Raw genomic sequence first — 19,744 nt, 5'->3', positions numbered from 1 at the left:
ATGTTATGGTATTACTATATTTGTATTAACATTTAAAACAATAGAAAATTACAGTTGTATAGGGGGTAATATTATTATGGAGTGGAAACGTTCCGTATGCTTTTTAGCTATATTTTCTTTTATTTTTTCCTCAAGTACATCCGCACAAGCAAATGTTGTGGAACCAGTTTTAAAAAATGTACGAAGTTATAAAATTTATTATGGTGAAGCAAATGAGCAAGTAATTGAGAGACTTTCAAAGTATGACATGGTTATTATAGAGCCATATGCATTTACGAAAGAACAGGTTCAGCAATTAAAAAAATCAGGAACGGTAGTTCTTGGCTATGTTAGTGTTTTAGAATTAGAATCGTGGCATAAATCACAAGTAGTTGAATCAGACTATTATTATAGAGATGGTAAGAAAATGAAGATTGAGCAGTGGGATACATATATTATGAATTTAGCTGATGAACACTACCGTGGGATTGTTGTGAATAAGGTGAAACAGCAAGTTATTGGAAAAGGAATAGATGGGGTGTTTTTAGATACAGCTGGTGATATTGATGACTATTTTTATGATCAGCCGTCTATACAAGGGAAATTTCGAGAAGCATATGTAAATTTATTAAAAGAAATTAAAAGTGTTGATTCCAACCTGCTTCTTATACAGAATTGGGGATTTGACACAATCAAAAATACATCCTTGAATTTTATACATGGTGTATTGTGGGAAGACTTCAATAAACAAGTTATTGCGAAAGATGAATGGAGTCAAAATTGGATGCGTTATTTTAAACAACAAAGCAATAAAATTGTAACGTTTACCGTGACCCCAGATAATGTATCTAAAAAATATAGTTCTACAAATGGATTTGTTCCTACAATAAATCCGAATGATATTTATGATAAATAGCAAGTGTTCAAAATGAGAAACTATCAAGATTGACTATCACGCTTTAGGTCAGTAATACGATTATCTTATAAAGATAAATGTATTACTGACCAGCCCCTTTCACATAATAGGGGAGATTTAATGAATTCGAACGAGTTGTTTATGGTATACTGTATTACCTTCTTGGCTTGTATATGGCGGGATACTTCGCCCAAAACAATTTGCAACAATATTGGAGTGGCCAGGATAAGAAATACGAATTTCGTACAAATCAATAGAGTCATCTAAATCAGCATGAAAAACTGCTAAGTGGTTGCCTTGTAAAATATATGGGAATGCTACTTCCGTATTTTCACCAATTAGTATAGGTAATTTTACAGGATTAGAATAGTTAGACCAATCCCAAACCTCTATAGTTACATGGTGTGTGTAATATGCATCTAAATTTACAATGTTTACTACTGCTGAAACAGTTGCAGGCTCTCTTGTTAATACACCTGTGGAGTGAAAAACAAAATGATTTGGATAATGAAGAGGCATAAATATCAAACCTTTCTAAATTAATATGAGTGTACGATATTCTATGCAAATAATTAATAGAATGAGATAGGGAAAATGTATCATTCTACTAATTTTTTATAGAAATTCAAAACGTAGTATTGAAAAGTATTCCAACACTTGTATCATTGTTAGAGTACGTTTATAATCAAGGAATCCTATTTCATGTTTTGATAGGGTTATTTATTATTGAAAGCGTTTTAAATTTGTTGTTTTTTAAGGTAGGAAGTCTAACTTATTCAGATTAAAAATTATGTATGTAGTTTTAAATAGGAAGAAAAATAATAAAGTGAAACTTTAATCAGTGGGGGTTGTTCATCCCCACTGATTATTAGCCCTCACCAATCGGGCTTTACGGGCAGTTGATCTCCCACTTAACTTCTTTGCTCTAGCTGAATTTTGAGGTGGGGGTTTTACTGCTCGTTAATGCGGGATAAAGTATCACTTTATATTGTGGGGAGGTTAAAAGTGTGAAAGGGAAAGATTTTCACACGAATATATATGGGTTACGTAGGATTATTACTTTCAGGTGCAGCTTTATTTTTAAATAGTCTTGTCATATTAGGCAAAGTAGAGATGAAAAGTGCAGGTGTCTTTAATTTATTTGTGGGGGCATTACAAATTATCATTCCGTTCTATTTGATTATGATTTCTGATCAAAGTAATTGGACGGTATATTCATATGCAGCTACTTTTTTATTTGGTTTAACTTATTTATATGTAGGCGTTACTTTTATTAAAGGAATGGATAGTAGTGGACTAGGCTGGTTCTGTATTTGGGTAGCAATTATTGCTTTATTCTATATGATTGTTTCATTTGTTCAATTCCACGATGTTGTTAATGCGTTAACATGGTTTATGTGGGCATTACTTTGGTATTTATTCTTTGTATTAAATGCACAAAAAAAGAATATCAGTCAATATCTTGGCAGAATTGCCTTTGTACAATCATGGGTAACATTGACGTTGCCTTCACTCTTTTATTTTATGGGAGTATGGGGCGAGGGATTCATATATGAACTATGGGTTTATGTATCAGTAATTTCTATTTTATATTGCTGCTATTGTATTTTTAAATATCGAGTACGTTAATGTATCGTGTGTAGAAAAAACATGGAATCGTTAAACTGATTCCATGTTTTTTTATTTTAGCGTTTATAATAATAGAGGTAGTATTTTACAATTTGTAAAAACGGGGATGATGAAGGTGAAAAAAGTATTGGTGCTAGGGGGAACAAGATTTTTTGGTAAACATTTAGTAGAAGTACTGTTGCAAGCTGGACATGATGTAACGATTGCGACGAGGGGAGTTACTGAAGATTCCTTTGGAAGTGCAGTAAAAAGACTGATTGTAAATAGAGAAGATGAGAGGCTACTAGAAGAGCGTTTTGAAGGTAAAAGTTATGATATCGTATACGATAATTTATGCTATAGCTCGAATGCAGCGAAGATAATATGTGAAGTGCTAAAAGGAAAAACGAAGAAATACATTATGACATCTTCAATGGCTGTCTATGAGCCTGCGTTAGGTCTATTAGAAGAAAACTTCAATCCGTACGAGTATACAATTACGTATGGAGGTAGGAATGATTTCAATTATAGTGAAGGTAAGCGATTAGCTGAAGCAGTTTTATTTCAACATGCAACATTTCCAGTTGTCGCAGTGCGTTTTCCAGTTGTTATTGGAGAAAACGATTATACGAAAAGATTACAATTTTACGTTGAACATGTTGTGAAACAAGAGTCTATCGTTGTGGATCATGTAGATGGAGAGTTGTCATTTATACATGAAAAGGAAGCAGGACAGTTTTTAGCTTGGTGCGGGATGGAAAACATAGAAGGGCCAATTAATGCTTGTAGTAACGGGGTGGTTTCTACCAGAGAAGTTATTCGTTTCATAGAAGAGAATACCGGGATAAAAGCGCTCATTCAAGAAGTAGGAGATAATATAGCTCCTTATAATGGAGTGATTAATTGTACGTTACATAATGGAAAGGCTCGTGAATTAGGATTCCCGTTCCGAGAGTTGAAATTAGAGACGGAAAAAGTTTTACGTTATTACATAAATACAATGAAATAATCATAAATCCCCCGGTGGCAATCCGGGGGATTCTGGAGGATTTCGACAATACTAATTTTACATTACCAAATTTACCTTATACGCACGACTAATGTGTTTGTGATTGAATTGCTTGTAAATACTTTTCATTTACCCGTTCCCAGTTCACCGTATGCCACCAGTTGTTAACAAATTCTGGACGCCGATTTTGATACTTTAAATAATAGGCGTGTTCCCATACATCGATGACGAGTAATGGAATTTTACCTTCTTGCAAAGGTGTATCTTGATTGGGTGTACTCATAACGGAGAGTTCCTCACCGTCCAGAACAAGCCATCCATAGCCACTTCCAAAACGACTAATAGCTGCTTTAGAAAGTTGATCTTTTAAGTTGTCAAAGGTATTGAAATAATAATCAATTACTTTTGCAACGTCTCCATTAGGCTCACCGCCACCTCGCGGGCTCATTAATTCCCAAAAAAGACTATGACAATAATGTCCACCACCGTTATTTCTGACAGCTGTAACAATTTCTTTTGGTAAAGTTTCTAAATTACATAGTAAATCTTCTAAAGATTTATTATGTAATTCCGTATAGTTTTCTAAAGCGGCATTCAAGTTATTTACGTATGTCGCATGGTGCTTTCCATGATGAATAGAAAGCGTGTTGCTATCGATATATGGCTCTAGTTCATCATAGTCATATGAAAGCTTTGGCAATTGAAATGAAGACATAACATTCCCTCCTTTCTTATTAAAAAGTTGGTCTAGGTAAAAATAATTTACCTGAGTCAAAAATACACCTATTTTTTATACAAGTCAATAGTAAGTTCTTTAATTTTCTGAAAAATATTACAATAAAAGTAACATTTCGACTTTCATTTGTGACTCTTATTCTTTTTGCTTATACTGTAAAGTAGTAACGTTTTGTTGAAATAGAAGGAGATCGTTTATGAGTAAAACGAAACAATTAATAGAGGAAGCGAGTCATTTTATTACGGTTTGCTATAAAGAGCTTAATAAAGAACAATTCATAGAAGAGAGAATAAAAGAAATTCAAGTTGAGATAGAGAAGACGGGGACGTATGAGCATACATTTGAAGAACTTGTTCATGGATCACGAATGGCATGGCGCAATAGTAATCGATGCATCGGAAGACTATTTTGGAGTAAGATGCACATATTAGATGCACGTGAAGTAAATGATGAGGAAGGTGTATACAATGCATTAATTCATCATATTAAATATGCAACGAACGATGGGAAAGTTAAACCGACAATTACAATTTTTAAGCAATATCAAGGTGAAGAAAATAATATACGAATTTATAATCACCAATTGATTCGGTATGCAGGATATAAAACAGAAATGGGAGTGATTGGTGACTCTCATTCCACTGCGTTTACAGATTTTTGTCAGGAACTTGGCTGGCAAGGAGAAGGTACGAATTTCGATGTATTGCCACTTATTTTTTCTGTTGATGGAAAAGAACCCGTATATAAAGAAATTCCTAAAAAAGAAGTGAAAGAGGTACCGATTGAACATCCAGAGTACCCAATCTCATCTTTAGGAGTAAAATGGTATGGGGTTCCAATGATTTCAGATATGCGCTTAGAAATTGGCGGTATTTCCTATACAGCCGCTCCGTTCAATGGATGGTATATGGGGACGGAGATTGGGGCTCGTAACTTAGCGGATCATGATCGTTATAATTTACTGCCAGCGGTTGCAGAGATGATGAATCTCGATACATCTAGAAACGGTACGTTATGGAAAGACAAGGCACTAATTGAGTTGAATATTGCTGTATTACATTCCTTTAAAAAACAAGGAGTTAGTATTGTAGATCATCATACAGCTGCACAACAATTTCAACAATTCGAGAAGCAAGAAGCATCATGTGGACGGGTTGTAACAGGGAATTGGGTGTGGCTCATTCCACCGTTGTCGCCAGCTACCACTCATATTTATCATAAACCGTATCCAAATGAAATTTTGAAGCCGAATTTCTTTCATAAATAATAGCTAGTATAGTTTTTTTTTCTGCAAAATATAATTTTTTTTAATTACTGTTACGTAGCAAATGGAAGCCTTTACTATCGGTTATTTTTGGAAAGGACTTTTTGAACCAAGGAGTTCCTTATGTTATAATCAAATTTCTGTTTCGAAGACCTTATAGAAATATAAGGTCTTTTGTTTTGCTTTTTTATGTAATAGGAATAGGAATTTTCTTTTAAATAAGGGATTTAGCATATTTTTAGGGACAACATAAGTGTGTAGGAAATTGATGAATTATTATGCTTATATAATCATTGTGTTTTGGGTGTAAACAAGAAAACATAATAAAGTTGTTTTTTTAGATTGCTGAGGAAGGAGGAAGTGTAAATGAGGATGAAGAGTCGAAAAACGGATTGGCCTGTATTTCTTATTAGTGGTGGCTCACTTTTATTATTTGTAATTGCAGTTATTTTAAATAAAAGTTACGTAGAGGGAGCCATTAATAGCAGTTTTGCAGCTTCAATTAAATATTTTGGTGCCTTTTGGCAGGTTTTATTAATTGGTACATTTGTTGTTGCAATGTGTATGGCGTTTTCAAAATATGGGAGAGTTAAACTTGGGGGGCTAGAAAAACCTGAGATTAGTACGACAAAATGGCTCGCTATTATTATGTCTACATTACTTGCTGGAGGTGGCGTTTTTTGGGCAGCCGCAGAGCCGATGTACCATTTGATGACGGTGCCACCAATACATGAAGGTATAACTGCTGGAACGAAAGAAGCGGTAATGCCTGCTTTAGCACAAAGTTATATGCACTGGGGTTTCCTGGCTTGGACGATTTTAGGTACAATTAGTGCGGTAGTTATGATGTACGGACATTATCATAAAGGTATGCCGTTAAAACCTCGAACGCTTTTATATCCTATTTTTGGAGAGAAATTGCGAAAGAGTTGGCTTGGAACAATGATCGATGTGTTTGCCATTATTGCGGTAGCTGCAGGGACAATTGGTCCAATTGGATTTTTAGGACTACAAGCAAGTTATGGGTTACAAGCATTGTTTGACATTCCTGATGTGTTTACTACTCAATTAGCAATTATTGTTTGTGTAGTAGCTGTTTCTACTATATCTGCGGTAACAGGAATTGATAAAGGGATTCAAATTATAAGTAATTTAAATGTTAGGTTAGCAGTTCTATTAATGGCATTTGTATTACTATTTGGACCAGGTGGATTTATTATCGACTCATTTGTTTCTTCGTTTGGATTTTATATAAATGAATTTATTCCAATGAGCACATATCGTGGTGATACAGCTTGGTTAGGATCGTGGACAATCTTTTTCTGGGGATGGTTTATTGGATATGGACCGATGATGGCAATTTTAGTGAGCCGAATTTCAAGAGGAAGAACAATCCGAGAAATCATCGTTGCAATTGGAATTATTGCACCTATTATTACAACGTTTTGGTTTACTATACTAGGGGGATCAGGTGTGTTTTATGAGTTAATGAATCCTGGTTCTATCTCGACCGCATTAAGTGAATCTGGTATGCCAGCGGCTATGATTGCAATTACAGAGCAACTGCCACTATCTAATATTATTGGACCTGCATTTCTTTTATTAACAATTTTATTTGTAGTGACAACAGGAGATTCAATGGCTTATTCGATTTCAATGGCAGTGACTGGAGATGGAGATCCTAGAATTAGTTTGCGAGTTTTTTGGTCGCTTATTATGGGCGCAGTTGCGGCGATTCTTTTATATATGGGTGAGGGAAGTATTAACGCCTTACAATCCTTCATTGTAGTGACGGCTGTTCCGGTATCTATTCTGTTATTCCCAATGCTATGGCTAGCACCTAAAGTCGCAGGGGAATTAGCGTTAAAACAAGGTATTGTAAAAGAAGAAGATAAAACTAGCTTCTTGTTCCAAAAAGCTAGTAAATCAAAATAAATAATTGTATTTATATAAGAAGAGGAAGCATTTCATTTGAGATGCTTCCTCTTTGCCATTTATCCAAATACTTTTCCTGAGGGGATAGTATTTGGATAAACATTTCGTATAGTTTCAATCTATTCTAATACTTTATCTTTCGTCTCTGGGACACATAATAGCATTGTAACTAAACCGATTGGATAGATAATGAAGATGAGAGATAATGCTCCCATTAAATTACCACCTGCAGCAAGTAAGCCGATAATAACAGGTCCAAATCCAGCTAACCCACGTCCTGTACCGAAAATAAAGTTCTCTGCTGTCGAGCGAGCTTCAGCAGGATAGTTTTCAGCTAAAACTGCTCCGAATCCCCCCATCATGCCATTGGCAAAGAATCCAAGCAGTGCACTTCCCCATAACAATGATGTTGAGTCTGTGAATAAGAAGAAGTAAATGAGACAGTATATAGTACCACCGACATAATAGATTGTAAAAGTTTTACGGCGGCCAATTTTATCGGCTAGAATACCAAAAGTCGCAATTCCAATTAGCATGCCGATTGTAGAGATGAACATCCAACCGCTCGCTTTTGCTAACGTGTAATTATATTTATTTGCTAAAATAGTTGGCATCCAAGTGAAAATTCCATAATATCCGAAGTTCTGGATAAATGACATAATAATAAGACCAATGGTTGTTATCGTTACTTTTTTATTGGCAAATAACTTTCGAAGTGGGAACTTTTTCATTTGCTTTAGTTGTTCTGCTTCAGTGATTGTTAAATTACCTTCAGCTTCTTTTTGTAACAATTCTTTTTTGTATTGTTGTTTTTGTTCCCATATTTTCGGTTCACTTAAACTTTTGCGGACGTAAACAGCTAATAGAGCGGGAATGAGTCCAAATAAGAAAACAGCTCTCCATCCAAAATGCGGGACGATAAATGCCGGAAGGAGTGAAGCGACTAGTACGCCAAATTGCCATCCAAGTGCAACAACGGATGTCGCCTTAGCGCGCATTTCTTTAGACCATGTTTCAGTTACGATGGCCATTCCAATTCCGAATTCACCACCAACCCCCATTCCAACTAAAAAGCGAAGAATTAATAATTGCCAATAATCTGTTGCAAAATAAATAAGTGCTGTTGCTAGTGAGAATAGTAAGATTGTGAAGGCCATCGTACGGATACGCCCAAATAAATCAGCAATAAATCCAAATAAATAAGACCCGGTTAGCATTCCTATTGTGGTAGCTAATGTTAAGTTTCCACCTTCAACAGGGCTTAAATGAAACTCTTTTAAAATGTAGACGAGTACGAAAGATAAGAGCAACATATCTAAACCTTCTGCTGCATATCCTAGCGCAGAACCAAACAATGTTTTATATCTTTTCTCCTTCGTTTCCTCTGTTGTTGATTGTACATCAGTAGTGACGTTCATCATTACTCCTCCTTATTTTCTTCTACAGTCGCTATGGAAGAATAACAAAAGGCCTTCTCACCTGATATGATGAGAAGGCCAAAAAAGCATACGTATCCCTAAAAAAGACCATACGTATAGCATATTCCGACTTCCTTCTCAACCTCACGGGGTTGGGTTAAAGGACTGTATTATATTACTTTATTTTTAGCACTCTTCTGTTAGATTGTCAAATAAAGAGGGGATAGTTATGTGTAAAATATTTCAAAAAACATTTCATTCTCCTTGACGCACGCTTCATTATTTTCCCATAATAAAACTAACTAATATAAAAAGGAATGAATCACAGATGCTAAATTTAGTACTTATGATGATTGAACGCGTCGGACTTATTGTTATTTTAGGATTTTTACTCTCTCATATTAAAACGTTCCGGCGTCTTCTTCATAAGCAAGACGGATATGTAGATAAGTTTAAGCTTATTTGTATTTTTTCAGTCTTTACAATTGTAAGCAATTACACAGGGATTGAAATAGCAGGAAATACTATTATGAATGAAAATTGGTTACAAGGTGTTTCATCATCCAGCACAATTGCGAATACACGAATCATGGGTGTTGGAATTAGTGGATTGCTTGGCGGTCCTATCGTCGGAATTGGAGTAGGTTCTATTGCGGGTATTCATCGTTATATGCTTGGCGGGACGACGGCAGTAAGTTGTGCAATTTCATCAATTTTGGCTGGGATTATAACAGGTTATATTGGATACATTTTCAAAAAATATAACCGTACTATTACTCCTAAATTTTCTGCGATTTTAAGTGTTTTTATCGTTACTTTAGAAATGCTTATGATTCTATTAATTATAGAAGATGGACTTAGTGTTGTGAAAACAATTGCGCTACCGATGATTCTTGTAAATAGTTTTGGCAGTTTCATTTTACTTTCGATGATACTAGCTATTTTACGACAAGAAGAAAACGCAAAAGCTTTGCAAACGCATAAAGTATTACGAATTGCTGATAAGACGTTACCATATTTCCGCCAAGGGTTAACAGAAGAGTCTTGTAAACATGTGGCACAAATTATTCACCGCTTTACGGGAACGGATGCGGTATCCTTAACAGATACAGAGGAAATCTTAGCTCACGTTGGATTAGCATCAGATCATCATATTCCTTCACACAGTTTAATAACAGGTTTATCAAAAGAAGTATTAAAAACAGGGAAAATAATGAAGGCAAAATCACGTGAGATTATTAATTGTCAACATGAAGGGTGTCCATTACAAGCGGCAGTTGTTATTCCATTAACTTCACATGGAAATACGATAGGAACATTAAAACTTTATTTTAAAAACCCTAATCAATTAAGTCGTGTTGAAGAAGAGTTAGCGGAAGGGCTAGCGAAAATATTCTCCACACAGCTTGAGTTAGGTGAAGCTGAGTTACAAAGTAAGTTATTGCAAGATGCCGAAATAAAAGCGTTGCAAGCACAAATCAATCCGCATTTTTTATTTAATGCAATTAATACAGTATCAGCTTTATGCCGAACAGATGTAGAGAAAGCGAGAAAATTATTATTGCAGCTTAGCGTTTATTTTCGTTGTAATTTGCAAGGGGCACGACAATTACTTATTCCATTAGAACAAGAGTTGAATCATGTACATGCATATTTATCGTTAGAGCAAGCGAGGTTTCCGAATAAGTATGAAGTGAAGATGTACATTGAAGAGGCAATAAAGGTGACTTTAGTTCCACCATTTGTGCTTCAGCTATTAGTTGAAAATGCATTGCGCCATGCTTTTCCGAAAAAGCAGCCAGTGTGCCAAGTCGAGGTACATGTGTTTGAAAAAGAAGGGATGGTTCACTTTGAAGTAAAGGATAATGGACAAGGGATTGAGAGTGAACGTCTAGAGCAATTAGGAAAAATGGTAGTTCCATCAAAGAAAGGGACGGGAACAGCCTTATATAATATTAATGAACGACTTATCGGGTTATTTGGGAAAGAGACAATGCTTCAAATTGAAAGTGAATTAGAGCAAGGGACAAAGATCCTCTTTGTGATTCCGAAAAAAGTAGAGGAGGAAAAACGGAGTGTTAAAAGTATTAGTAGTTGATGATGAAATGTTAGCACGGGATGAATTGAAATATTTATTAGAGAAAACAAAAGAAGTAGAGATAATTGGTGAGGCGGATTGTGTAGAGGATGCATTAGAAGAATTAATGAAAAACAAACCAGATATTATTTTTCTAGATATTCAATTATCTGATGATAATGGATTTGAAATCGCAAATATATTAAAGAAGATGAAAAATCCACCTGCAATTGTATTTGCTACTGCCTATGATCAATATGCGTTGCAAGCATTTGAAGTAGATGCGTTAGACTACATTTTAAAGCCATTTGATGAAGAACGTATCGTACAGACATTAAAGAAATATAAAAAGCAAAAACAAATAAAATTAGAAACAAAGCAAGATGTAAAGAGTGTAGATGTAACGGCCGAGATGCATAAATTAGCATTACCAATTGAGGAATCAATTGTACTTGTTAACATTGAAGATATTATTTATGTAGGGCTTGTAGATGGGAAAGTAACTGTAAAAACAATGAAAGAAACATATGTAACACATGATACGCTTGTCATTTTGGAAAAGAAATTACCACAAACAATTTTTATGCGTGTGCATCGTAGTTTCGTTGCTAATATTAATCATATTTCTGAGATACAGCCGTGGTTTAATTCGACTTATAACTTAATTATGAAAGAGGGATCCAAAGTCCCGGTTAGCCGTACATATGCAAAAGAACTTAAAAAGCTGCTTCGTATTTAAGAAGCAGTTTTTGTATTTCACCGTATGATTTTTGTAATTGGCTGTTTATATTTGACATCCCGTTATGTAAACGCTTACTTAGGTGTTTATATCCTATAAAATAAAGGTACCAAATCGAAAGAGGTGGCCAAAATGAGTACGAAAAAAGTATATAGTTTCTTATCACAAGCATTCATATTTTCAGCTATTATGTTAGTTTCTAATATTATTGCAACGCATTTACCAATTCCGATGCCTTCATCGGTGATCGGATTAGTTATTTTATTTAGCCTATTATGTTTAAAAGTTATTAAATTGGAACAAGTTGAATCATTCGGAACGGCTTTAACAGGTATTATCGGATTCCTTTTCGTTCCATCAGGTATTTCGGTTATTAATTCTCTCGGTGTAATGGGACAATATTTTGTACAAATTTTAACTGTAATTGTTGTCGCAACAATTATTTTACTCGCTGTAACAGGATTATTTGCACAATTTATTTTAGGAAAAGACGATAAAGAAATAGAAGATACGAAAGAATTGAAAGTAGTAAATAAAGGACGCAAGCACGGAAAAGTTGCGTAACCAATTTAGTATATATTGTTAGGAGGGAATGAACATGGCAAGCACAATGACTCCATATTTCGGAATCGTCGTTTCATTAATCGCATACGGAATCGGAACATTATTATTTAAGCATTCAAAAGGATTCTTCTTATTCACACCATTATTCGTAGCGATGGTATTAGGGATTGTCTTTCTAAAAGTAGGTAACTTTACTTTTGAAGAATATAATACTGGCGGAAAAATGATTAGCTTCTTCTTAGAACCAGCAACAATCGCGTTTGCAATTCCATTATATAAACAAGTTGATAAGTTAAAAAAATATTGGTGGCAAATTTTATCGGCTATTGTGGTTGGATCTATTTGTTCAGTGGTTGTTGTGTTCATTGTCGCAAAAGCAATTGGTCTAGATATAGCTGTAATGAACTCAATGTTACCGCAGGCAGCAACAACAGCAATTGCATTACCAATATCTGAAAGTATCGGTGGTATTCCAGCAATTACATCATTTGCAGTTATTTTTAATGCTGTTATCGTATACGCATTAGGTGCGTTATTCTTAAAAACATTTAGAGTGAAACACCCGATTGCTAAAGGTTTAGCGCTTGGAACAGCAGGACATGCGTTAGGGGTTGCAGTAGGTATCGAAATGGGTGAAGTAGAAGCAGCTATGGCCAGTATCGCTGTGACAGTGGTTGGTGTCGTAACAGTGGTGGTTATTCCAATGTTCATGCCGTTTATTGGATGATAAAACTTACTAAAAAAATATAAAAGCAAGTTATTTGTAGGACGGATTTCTACTGATAGCTTGCTTTTTATGTTACAGTAGTGGTAAGACCTATTGAAGGATAAAAGTTTCCTTAAATCTTCATTAATACTACGTATAATGCGTTCTGAAATAGGTCATTGTATTGTAAAATAAGAAGTAACATAATATATAGCACAATTAACGGGTGGTTAGGGTTGAATATAAATTGCTCGCAATGGCTTTAATATTAAAGGATAATTATAAGTAGAGAATAGAGAGAGATCTACTTGTTAACGTTTTACTTTATAGGACAGGAGAGAGTACTCGTCGATTATGCAAATAAAAAACCTGTTTCAAAGCAAAGGATTTCAGAGGTTAATCGTATTAGTATTACTTGCTCTCATATTGTATGGGATGCAAAGTATGTTAAATTTAATTTTAATTACGTTTATGTTGACGTATTTAATGGATCGATTCCAAAAGTTTATTTCTCGTAAATTAGATCATTTCATGCCAATTAATCGAAAAATTATTATAGCGCTTTTATATGTAATGTTGGTGGCAGGAATTGCCATTACGCTATTTAAATATTTACCGGTATTAACAATACAAATTTCACAATTGATTTATCAATTTAATGTATTTTTAAGAAATCCACCTGATAGTGAATTAATTAAGTATGCAGTTAATGCTGTTAATCATATGGAGCTTTCTAAATATGTGGGGCAAGGCGTAGACATTTTGTATAAATCTATTACGAATGTTGGGAAATTTGGCCTTCAAGTTTTACTTTCTGTAATTTTAAGCTTATTTTTCTTACTTGAAAAAGCACGTATCGTTGCTTTTACTTCGAAATTTAAAGAAAGCCGACTTGCAATTTTCTATAACGAAATAGAGTATTTCGGAAAGAAATTTGCACGTTCATTTGGAAAAGTAATCGAAGCACAATTTTTAATTGCAATTGTTAACTGTGTTTTATCTGTTATTGCATTATGGATATTAGGATTCCCGCAATTACTAGGTTTAGCGTTAATGATTTTCTTGCTTGGTTTAATTCCAGTGGCGGGTGTCATTATCTCGTTATTCCCACTTTGTATGATTGCTTACAATATTGGCGGTATTATGTATGTTGTTTATATTGTAGTTATCGTAACAGTAATTCATGCACTTGAGAGCTATGTATTAAATCCGAAGTTTATGTCACAAAAAACAAACTTACCAATCTTCTACACATTTATGGTATTAATTTTCTCTGAGCATTTCTTAGGTGTGTGGGGACTTATTATCGGTATTCCAATCTTCATTTTCTTATTAGATGTCTTAGATGTGACAAGTGATGAAATGGAGAAGGACGTTGAAAAAAAATAAAGTGAAGTAAAGAAAAAGCATCGATGTTCGATGCTTTTTCTTTTATAACATGACGTTCCTTATGCCATACTGTAAGGAGAAGATAGAATAGGGGTGAAATAATGGCTGTAAATGAAAAGATAGAGTTAGCTACGTTTGCCGGAGGGTGTTTCTGGTGTATGGTTTCGCCATTTGAAGAGATGGAAGGGATTATACAGGTTGTTTCAGGCTATACAGGTGGCCATAAAGAGGATCCAACGTATAAAGAAGTGTGCTCGGAAACAACTGGGCATTATGAAGCAGTACAAATTACATTTGATGCAAATAAAATGCCGTATGAAGAGTTGTTAAATATATATTGGAGACAAATTGACCCGACTGATATAGGGGGACAATTCCACGACCGCGGGCAGTCTTATGAAACGGTGATTTTTTATCATAATGAAGAACAACATAAAAAGGCAGAGGCTTCAAAAGAAGAGCTCGAGAAAAGTGGGCATTTTTCGAAGCCAATTGCGACAAAAATATTGCCAGCTGTTACGTTTTATCCAGCTGAAGAATATCACCAAGGATATTATAAGAAGAATACATTTCGCTATGAGTTATATCGTAAAGGCTCAGGTCGAGATGCTTTTATTAAACAACATTGGCCAAAGAATAATTCTCATTTAAAAGAAAGATTAAACGAGATGCAGTTTTATGTAACACAGGAAAATGGGACAGAACCGCCTTTTCAAAATGAGTATTGGAATCATAAAGAAGAAGGGCTTTATGTAGATATTGTTTCGGGTGAACCATTATTTACTTCTTTCGATAAGTTCGATAGCGGCTGTGGATGGCCGAGTTTTACGAAACCAGTTATGTCAGCTAGTGTGAAAGAAAAAATGGATGTTAGCCATAATATGACACGTACGGAAGTGAGAAGTAAAGAAGGAGATTCACATCTTGGGCATGTATTTCCAGACGGCCCAGGACAAAATGGCCTTCGTTATTGTATTAATTCGGCAGCGCTACGCTTTATTCAAAAAGAAGATTTAGAAAAAGAAGGATATGGTGATTTCCTAATCTTGTTTGGGAATAAAAAATAACCTCGCAGTCAGCGAGGTTATTTTTTTATTTTACTTTTTTCTTTTTAAATTTGCTTAATGCTTCATAAACGATTGGAACAATAAGAAGTGTTAATAACGTTGAACTTGTTAATCCACCAATTACTGTTACGCCAAGTCCTTTAGAAATTAAGCCGCTACCTTCAAATCCTAATGCAAGCGGGATAAGAGCCCCGATTGTTGCAATTGCAGTCATTAAGATAGGACGCAGGCGTGTTGTACCAGCTTCTAATAATGCTTCACGTGTTGATAGGCCGTCATTTTCTTTATGAATAACACGGTCAATGAGCACGATTGCGTTCGTTACAACGATACCAATTAGCATAAGAGCCCCAATCATCGCAGATACGCTTAACGTTTCGCCAGAAATTAATAAGGCAACGAGTGCACCAATGATTGTGAATGGTAGCGAGAATAAAATTGCGAATGGTGCAAGGGCACCGCCAAATGTAACAACAAGAACGAAGTATACAATGGCAATCGCAGCTAACATCGCTAAGCCAAGTTGTTTGAATGATTCTTGAATATCTTGTGTAACACCACCCATAGAAACATCTATACCAGAAGGAAGATCCATTTTATCTACTTCTTTTTGAACAGCAGCAGATGCTTTTGAAACGTCATCAGATGTTAGTTTTGCACTAACTTCCGCATAAACACGGCCATCACGATGTGTTACTGTGTTAGAAGTTTCACCTTCTTTTACAGTCATAACATCTTTAACAGCAACTTCATTACCAAGTGGTGTTGTAATTTTACGATTTGTTAAGTCATCGATCGTTTCATAGTTTTGTTTTTCAGTTTCTACATATACATTTATATCTTTGTTATCTTTTTTAATTGTTGTAAGAACAGGGCGGTCATGTTGATTAGAAAGTCCCATTCCAATTTGAGCAGCAGTTAGCCCCATTTTACTTAACTTTTCTTGATCAGCGACTAAAGTATATTCTGCATATGTTTTTGCAACACTAGAGTCTATGTCTTTTAAATCTTTATTTTTCTTCATGATATTTTGAATGTCTTTCACGACAGGCTTAATTTCTTCAGAGCTATCCCCATAAACGTATAGCTTAATCTCGTTACTACCGCCACCTGCTCCGAAATCTTGGTTTTTCCATTCACCTTTTCCAGACATCTTTTGTAAATCTTTAACGACTTGTTCTTTCTCTTTTTCAAAGTTTTTCGTATCGTTATCATATTGAACGAAGAACATCGCTTGATTTGTTTGACCAGGGCTCATTGGGTTTTCGCCGCCTAATGAGAATTGAATCGTTTTGACGTCTTTTTTATCTTGGAAATGCTTTTCAGCTTTCGTTGCAATTTTTTCAACGTCGTCTAACGTTTGACCTGGCTCAGGTTTGTACGTTGCGATAATCATTTTTTCTTCTTCAGATGGTAAGAAGCTGACACCGATGATTGGTACAAGTGCAAGACTGCCTACTAATAGGAGGACTGTGATACTTGATGTAATAATTTTATGGTTTAACGCCCATTCAAGTATACGTTTATAGCCGTTTGCTAATTTGCTTGGTTTTTCCTCATGATGTACTTCTTTTTCTCTCATGCTTTCCTTCTTAAATAAGGAATGTGCTAGCATCGGCACAATTGTAACTGCCACAAGTAAGGAAGCAAGTAGGGCAAAAACAATTGTTAAAGCAAATGGTAAGAACATTTCACCAATCATACCCTTTACAAGACCAAGAGGTAAGAATACAGCGATTGTTACAATTGTAGAAGACATAATCGGGATAAACATTTCCTTCGTAGCTTCACGAATTAAATCTTTCCCACGTAATTTCTCTTCTGATAAAGACATACGTCGGTAAATATTTTCAATAACAACAATTGAGTCATCAACAACGCGTCCAATAGCAACTGTCATTGCTCCAAGTGTCATAATGTTAAGGGTAATATCCATTTGTTTTATTACTAAAACTGCAATTAATAAAGAAAGTGGTATAGAAACGACAGAGATTAGTGTTGTTCGAATGTTTCGCAGGAACAACATAATAATAACAATCGCAAAGATAGCACCGAAAATAGCTTTGCTAAGCATTGTTTCGACTGATTTTTCAATAGGCGCACCTTGATCGAATGTTGAAATAATCTCTAAGTCTTTATATTTTTTCTCAAGGTCTTTTACTTTATCTTTAACTGCATTTACAACATCAACCGTATTCGCATCAGCAGCCTTCACAATTTGAATACCGATTGCTTCTTTTCCATTCGTTCGAGAAATGGATTCTGCTTTTCCAACTTCTTTAATATCAGCAATTTCTTCTAATGTAACCGTTGGTATGCCATTCATAGCGGCCGGATTCATCTGTGGTGCTTGTGTTCCAGCACCAGCGTTTTGGCTACCTTGCCCATTTGGTGATGAAGGGATAGCTGGAATTTTTAATTCTTTTAATGCTTTAATTGTTGTAATGTTACCATCGACAACAACTGATTTTTCCGTATCTTTAAATGTATATAAGCCAAGTGGTAACGATACGTCCGAACCTTTAATCATATTTTTCACAGTATCTTCACTTAAACCTAATTCTTTCATCTTATCTTTTTTGAAGACAAGCTGTACTTCGTCTACTTGTTGACCTGCGATTTGAACAGATGCGACACCATCAAGTCCTTTTAATCCAGGAACAACATTTTTTTCTACATTTTCTGTTAAGGCAGCTAAAGATTCATTTTTACTCGCTACGCTTAATGAAATAACAGGAAAGGCATTAAAGTTTACTCGTGAGACTTTCGGGTCTTTCACACCTTCTGGCAGTTTCACGTTTGCGAGCGATTCTTTAATTTCCGTTTCGGCTTTTTCCATATTTTTATCAAAATTATATTCTACCTGAATAGAAGATGCGTTTTGATAAGATGATGAACTAACAACGTTTACACCGCTTAAATTTTGGAGTTGTTCTTCCATTGGTTTTGAAATTTTATCAGCTACTTCTTCTGGTGTAGCACCAGGATAAACCGTGGTTACTGTTACAATCGGTGTTGTAATATCAGGAATTGTCTCCAGCTTCATATTGAGTCCAGAATAAATACCCGCAATAGTAACAATAATGGTTAGTAGCCAAACTGCGAACTTATTTTTTAACGTGAAATTGATGATTTTGTTCATGTTTGCGCTCCCTTTTTATTGTATTGACCAATCGGTCAGTCTAATACATAATATAACTGACCCATTGGTCAGTCGTCAATGAAAAGAGATGGTAATAAAATCAAACTGTAAGTAGTCGGTTTCCTATTCTTTTTCTGATCATTGGCTTTTACTAACCGGATTTTATAGATGGAAAGGCTTCTATATAAACCATTTACTCCATTAAATTTTAGATGGGGAGTTTTATTTTCAGTTAATGTGGAATAAAATCAAGTTTGAATTTACATAAGATGCGAGATTAAATTTAGGAGAGAGAATATGAAAGAAAAAGAGCGCTTAATTATAGAGATGGCTATGAGGTTATTTGCAACTAAGGGTGTAAATGCAACGTCAGTACAAGAAATCGTAACCGCATGTGGTATATCAAAAGGAGCTTTTTATTTATATTTCAAATCAAAAGATGAGTTATTATTGGCCACACTTCGATATTATTATGACAAGATTCAGAAGAAAATGCTGGATATTGAAAAAGAATCTTTATTACCACGTGAAAAATTTGAAAAACAATTATATTGTCAGTTTACTGATGTGCAAAAACATAAAGAATTTATTATTATGCATGCAAGAGAAAATGCAATTCCGTTTAATAAAGAAGTAGAAGAGTTTATGATGAGGATGAAATTAGAGTCTCATGCATTTTATCGGAATAGCTTACTGTCCATTTATGGTGACAAAGTCAGTCCATATTTATTAGATTTAGTAATTATGGTAGAAGGAATATGTCACGGTTATTTACAATTAATTATTTTAAATGCACCGGAAATTGATTTATCCTATGTTTCGACCTTTATTTTACAGAGGATAGATAATTTAGTAGAGGGGCTTCTAGAATCTTCGGAGGAACCTGTCCTACATGAAGAGAGACTAGGAGAATTTCTTTGTAGTTCCGAGCTTATTAAGGAACAGGTGAAAGAACATTTTCTAAGTGAAATTATTGTATTTAAACGAACATTAGCTGATCAATTAGAAAATGATGAGTTACTTGTAACTTTAGATGTTTTAGAAGCAGAAATGAGATTGCAAAATCCAAGAATTCCAGTCATTAGAGGTATGCTTGCTAATTTAGCGGTATATCCTAGTTTAAATGAGTTTCGATTGAGGCTTACGGCATACTATAATATAAAAAATCCTTGCATATAGAACGCAAGGATTTTCT

The 19,744-nt window shown here is 34.8% G+C and carries 16 protein-coding genes and 1 pseudogene; 13 read left to right on the top strand and 4 right to left on the bottom strand.

The window, feature by feature from the left end:
* The first annotated feature begins 76 nt into the window (after positions 1-76).
* Positions 77-895 carry a glycoside hydrolase family 191 protein gene (locus JFT89_RS18350; RefSeq protein ID WP_201040439.1) on the top strand — a complete coding sequence of 273 codons (819 nt, stop codon included), beginning with the start codon at positions 77-79 and terminating at the stop codon, positions 893-895.
* A 117-nt stretch (positions 896-1,012) separates the two neighbouring features.
* On the opposite strand, the gene JFT89_RS18345 is transcribed toward JFT89_RS18350, so the two are convergent.
* Positions 1,013-1,414: a hypothetical protein gene (locus tag JFT89_RS18345; protein ID WP_201040438.1), complete on the bottom strand. Its 402-nt coding sequence runs from the start codon at positions 1,412-1,414 to the stop codon at positions 1,013-1,015.
* 519 nt (positions 1,415-1,933) lie between these two features.
* Here JFT89_RS18345 and JFT89_RS18340 point away from each other — a divergent pair.
* The gene (locus tag JFT89_RS18340) at positions 1,934-2,524 is read left to right on the top strand and encodes an AmiS/UreI family transporter (RefSeq protein WP_201040437.1); all 591 of its coding nucleotides are present in this window, start codon (positions 1,934-1,936) and stop codon (positions 2,522-2,524) included.
* 43 nt (positions 2,525-2,567) lie between these two features.
* The gene (locus tag JFT89_RS18335) at positions 2,568-3,512 is read left to right on the top strand and encodes an NAD-dependent epimerase/dehydratase family protein (RefSeq protein WP_201040436.1); all 945 of its coding nucleotides are present in this window, start codon (positions 2,568-2,570) and stop codon (positions 3,510-3,512) included.
* Between the two features lie 88 nt (positions 3,513-3,600).
* Here JFT89_RS18335 and sodA read toward each other — a convergent pair whose 3' ends face one another.
* The gene (gene sodA, locus JFT89_RS18330; protein ID WP_201040435.1) at positions 3,601-4,227 is read right to left on the bottom strand and encodes a superoxide dismutase [Mn]; all 627 of its coding nucleotides are present in this window, start codon (positions 4,225-4,227) and stop codon (positions 3,601-3,603) included.
* Between the two features lie 217 nt (positions 4,228-4,444).
* Here sodA and JFT89_RS18325 point away from each other — a divergent pair, with 217 nt between their 5' ends.
* Entirely contained in the window at positions 4,445-5,515 is a 1,071-nt protein-coding gene (locus JFT89_RS18325) for a nitric oxide synthase oxygenase (RefSeq protein WP_016096436.1), read from the top strand.
* A gap of 363 nt (positions 5,516-5,878) precedes the next feature.
* A complete protein-coding gene (locus JFT89_RS18320) occupies positions 5,879-7,447 on the top strand; it encodes a BCCT family transporter (RefSeq protein ID WP_016096437.1) in 1,569 nt (522 codons plus the stop codon).
* A 119-nt stretch (positions 7,448-7,566) separates the two neighbouring features.
* On the opposite strand, the gene JFT89_RS18315 is transcribed toward JFT89_RS18320, so the two are convergent.
* Positions 7,567-8,865: an MFS transporter gene (locus JFT89_RS18315; protein WP_016096438.1), complete on the bottom strand. Its 1,299-nt coding sequence runs from the start codon at positions 8,863-8,865 to the stop codon at positions 7,567-7,569.
* Positions 8,866-9,193: 328 nt separating this feature from the next.
* Between JFT89_RS18315 and lytS the strand changes: the two genes are divergently transcribed.
* The 7 genes and pseudogenes from lytS to msrB all read left to right on the top strand — a co-directional run bounded on the left by lytS (position 9,194) and on the right by msrB (position 15,407).
* Positions 9,194-10,963, top strand: coding sequence for a two-component system sensor histidine kinase LytS (gene lytS / locus JFT89_RS18310; RefSeq protein WP_016096439.1), 1,770 nt, complete (start codon positions 9,194-9,196; stop codon positions 10,961-10,963).
* Complete coding sequence (locus JFT89_RS18305) at positions 10,941-11,681, top strand: LytR/AlgR family response regulator transcription factor (protein WP_016096440.1); 741 nt, start codon at positions 10,941-10,943, stop codon at positions 11,679-11,681. The genes lytS and JFT89_RS18305 overlap by 23 nt, the downstream gene beginning before the upstream one ends.
* Before the next feature lie 132 nt (positions 11,682-11,813).
* Entirely contained in the window at positions 11,814-12,245 is a 432-nt protein-coding gene (gene lrgA, locus JFT89_RS18300; RefSeq protein ID WP_002068680.1) for an antiholin-like murein hydrolase modulator LrgA, read from the top strand.
* Between the two features lie 34 nt (positions 12,246-12,279).
* On the top strand, positions 12,280-12,972 hold the full coding sequence (gene lrgB, locus JFT89_RS18295) for an antiholin-like protein LrgB (RefSeq protein WP_016096441.1): 693 nt from the start codon (positions 12,280-12,282) through the stop codon (positions 12,970-12,972).
* A 333-nt stretch (positions 12,973-13,305) separates the two neighbouring features.
* Positions 13,306-14,340 (top strand): AI-2E family transporter, encoded by a 1,035-nt coding sequence (locus JFT89_RS18290; RefSeq protein ID WP_002068682.1) that lies wholly within the window; start codon positions 13,306-13,308, stop codon positions 14,338-14,340.
* Positions 14,341-14,441: 101 nt separating this feature from the next.
* A pseudogene (msrA, locus tag JFT89_RS30820) lies at positions 14,442-14,909 on the top strand (peptide-methionine (S)-S-oxide reductase MsrA); the annotation flags it as partial.
* A 45-nt stretch (positions 14,910-14,954) separates the two neighbouring features.
* Positions 14,955-15,407 (top strand): peptide-methionine (R)-S-oxide reductase MsrB, encoded by a 453-nt coding sequence (gene msrB / locus JFT89_RS30815; RefSeq protein WP_374191881.1) that lies wholly within the window; start codon positions 14,955-14,957, stop codon positions 15,405-15,407.
* Positions 15,408-15,432: 25 nt separating this feature from the next.
* Here msrB and JFT89_RS18280 read toward each other — a convergent pair whose 3' ends face one another.
* Positions 15,433-18,549 (bottom strand): efflux RND transporter permease subunit, encoded by a 3,117-nt coding sequence (locus JFT89_RS18280; RefSeq protein WP_201040434.1) that lies wholly within the window; start codon positions 18,547-18,549, stop codon positions 15,433-15,435.
* 297 nt (positions 18,550-18,846) lie between these two features.
* Here JFT89_RS18280 and JFT89_RS18275 point away from each other — a divergent pair, with 297 nt between their 5' ends.
* A complete protein-coding gene (locus JFT89_RS18275; protein WP_016127608.1) occupies positions 18,847-19,728 on the top strand; it encodes a TetR/AcrR family transcriptional regulator in 882 nt (293 codons plus the stop codon).
* Positions 19,729-19,744: the final 16 nt, after the last annotated feature.

It is taken from the genome of Bacillus sp. TH25 (genome assembly GCF_016650935.1).
GTDB classification, from domain to species: Bacteria; Bacillota; Bacilli; order Bacillales; family Bacillaceae_G; genus Bacillus_A; species Bacillus_A mycoides.
Note: the sequence above shows the minus strand (reverse complement) of the source record. Positions and strands in the feature narration are given on the sequence as shown.

What these genes read in the sequence shown, in the direction of transcription:
- JFT89_RS18350 (WP_201040439.1), top strand. Translation starts at nt 77, where the DNA reads ATGGAGTGGAAACGTTCCGTATGCTTTTTAGCTATATTTTCTTTTATT.
- JFT89_RS18345 (WP_201040438.1), bottom strand. Translation starts at nt 1,414, where the DNA reads ATGCCTCTTCATTATCCAAATCATTTTGTTTTTCACTCCACAGGTGTA.
- JFT89_RS18340 (WP_201040437.1), top strand. Translation starts at nt 1,934, where the DNA reads ATGGGTTACGTAGGATTATTACTTTCAGGTGCAGCTTTATTTTTAAAT.
- JFT89_RS18335 (WP_201040436.1), top strand. Translation starts at nt 2,568, where the DNA reads ATGTTTTTTTATTTTAGCGTTTATAATAATAGAGGTAGTATTTTACAA.
- sodA (WP_201040435.1), bottom strand. Translation starts at nt 4,227, where the DNA reads ATGTCTTCATTTCAATTGCCAAAGCTTTCATATGACTATGATGAACTA.
- JFT89_RS18325 (WP_016096436.1), top strand. Translation starts at nt 4,445, where the DNA reads ATGAGTAAAACGAAACAATTAATAGAGGAAGCGAGTCATTTTATTACG.
- JFT89_RS18320 (WP_016096437.1), top strand. Translation starts at nt 5,879, where the DNA reads ATGAGGATGAAGAGTCGAAAAACGGATTGGCCTGTATTTCTTATTAGT.
- JFT89_RS18315 (WP_016096438.1), bottom strand. Translation starts at nt 8,865, where the DNA reads ATGAACGTCACTACTGATGTACAATCAACAACAGAGGAAACGAAGGAG.
- lytS (WP_016096439.1), top strand. Translation starts at nt 9,194, where the DNA reads ATGCTAAATTTAGTACTTATGATGATTGAACGCGTCGGACTTATTGTT.
- lrgA (WP_002068680.1), top strand. Translation starts at nt 11,814, where the DNA reads ATGAGTACGAAAAAAGTATATAGTTTCTTATCACAAGCATTCATATTT.
- lrgB (WP_016096441.1), top strand. Translation starts at nt 12,280, where the DNA reads ATGGCAAGCACAATGACTCCATATTTCGGAATCGTCGTTTCATTAATC.
- JFT89_RS18290 (WP_002068682.1), top strand. Translation starts at nt 13,306, where the DNA reads ATGCAAATAAAAAACCTGTTTCAAAGCAAAGGATTTCAGAGGTTAATC.
- JFT89_RS18280 (WP_201040434.1), bottom strand. Translation starts at nt 18,549, where the DNA reads ATGAACAAAATCATCAATTTCACGTTAAAAAATAAGTTCGCAGTTTGG.
- JFT89_RS18275 (WP_016127608.1), top strand. Translation starts at nt 18,847, where the DNA reads ATGAAAGAAAAAGAGCGCTTAATTATAGAGATGGCTATGAGGTTATTT.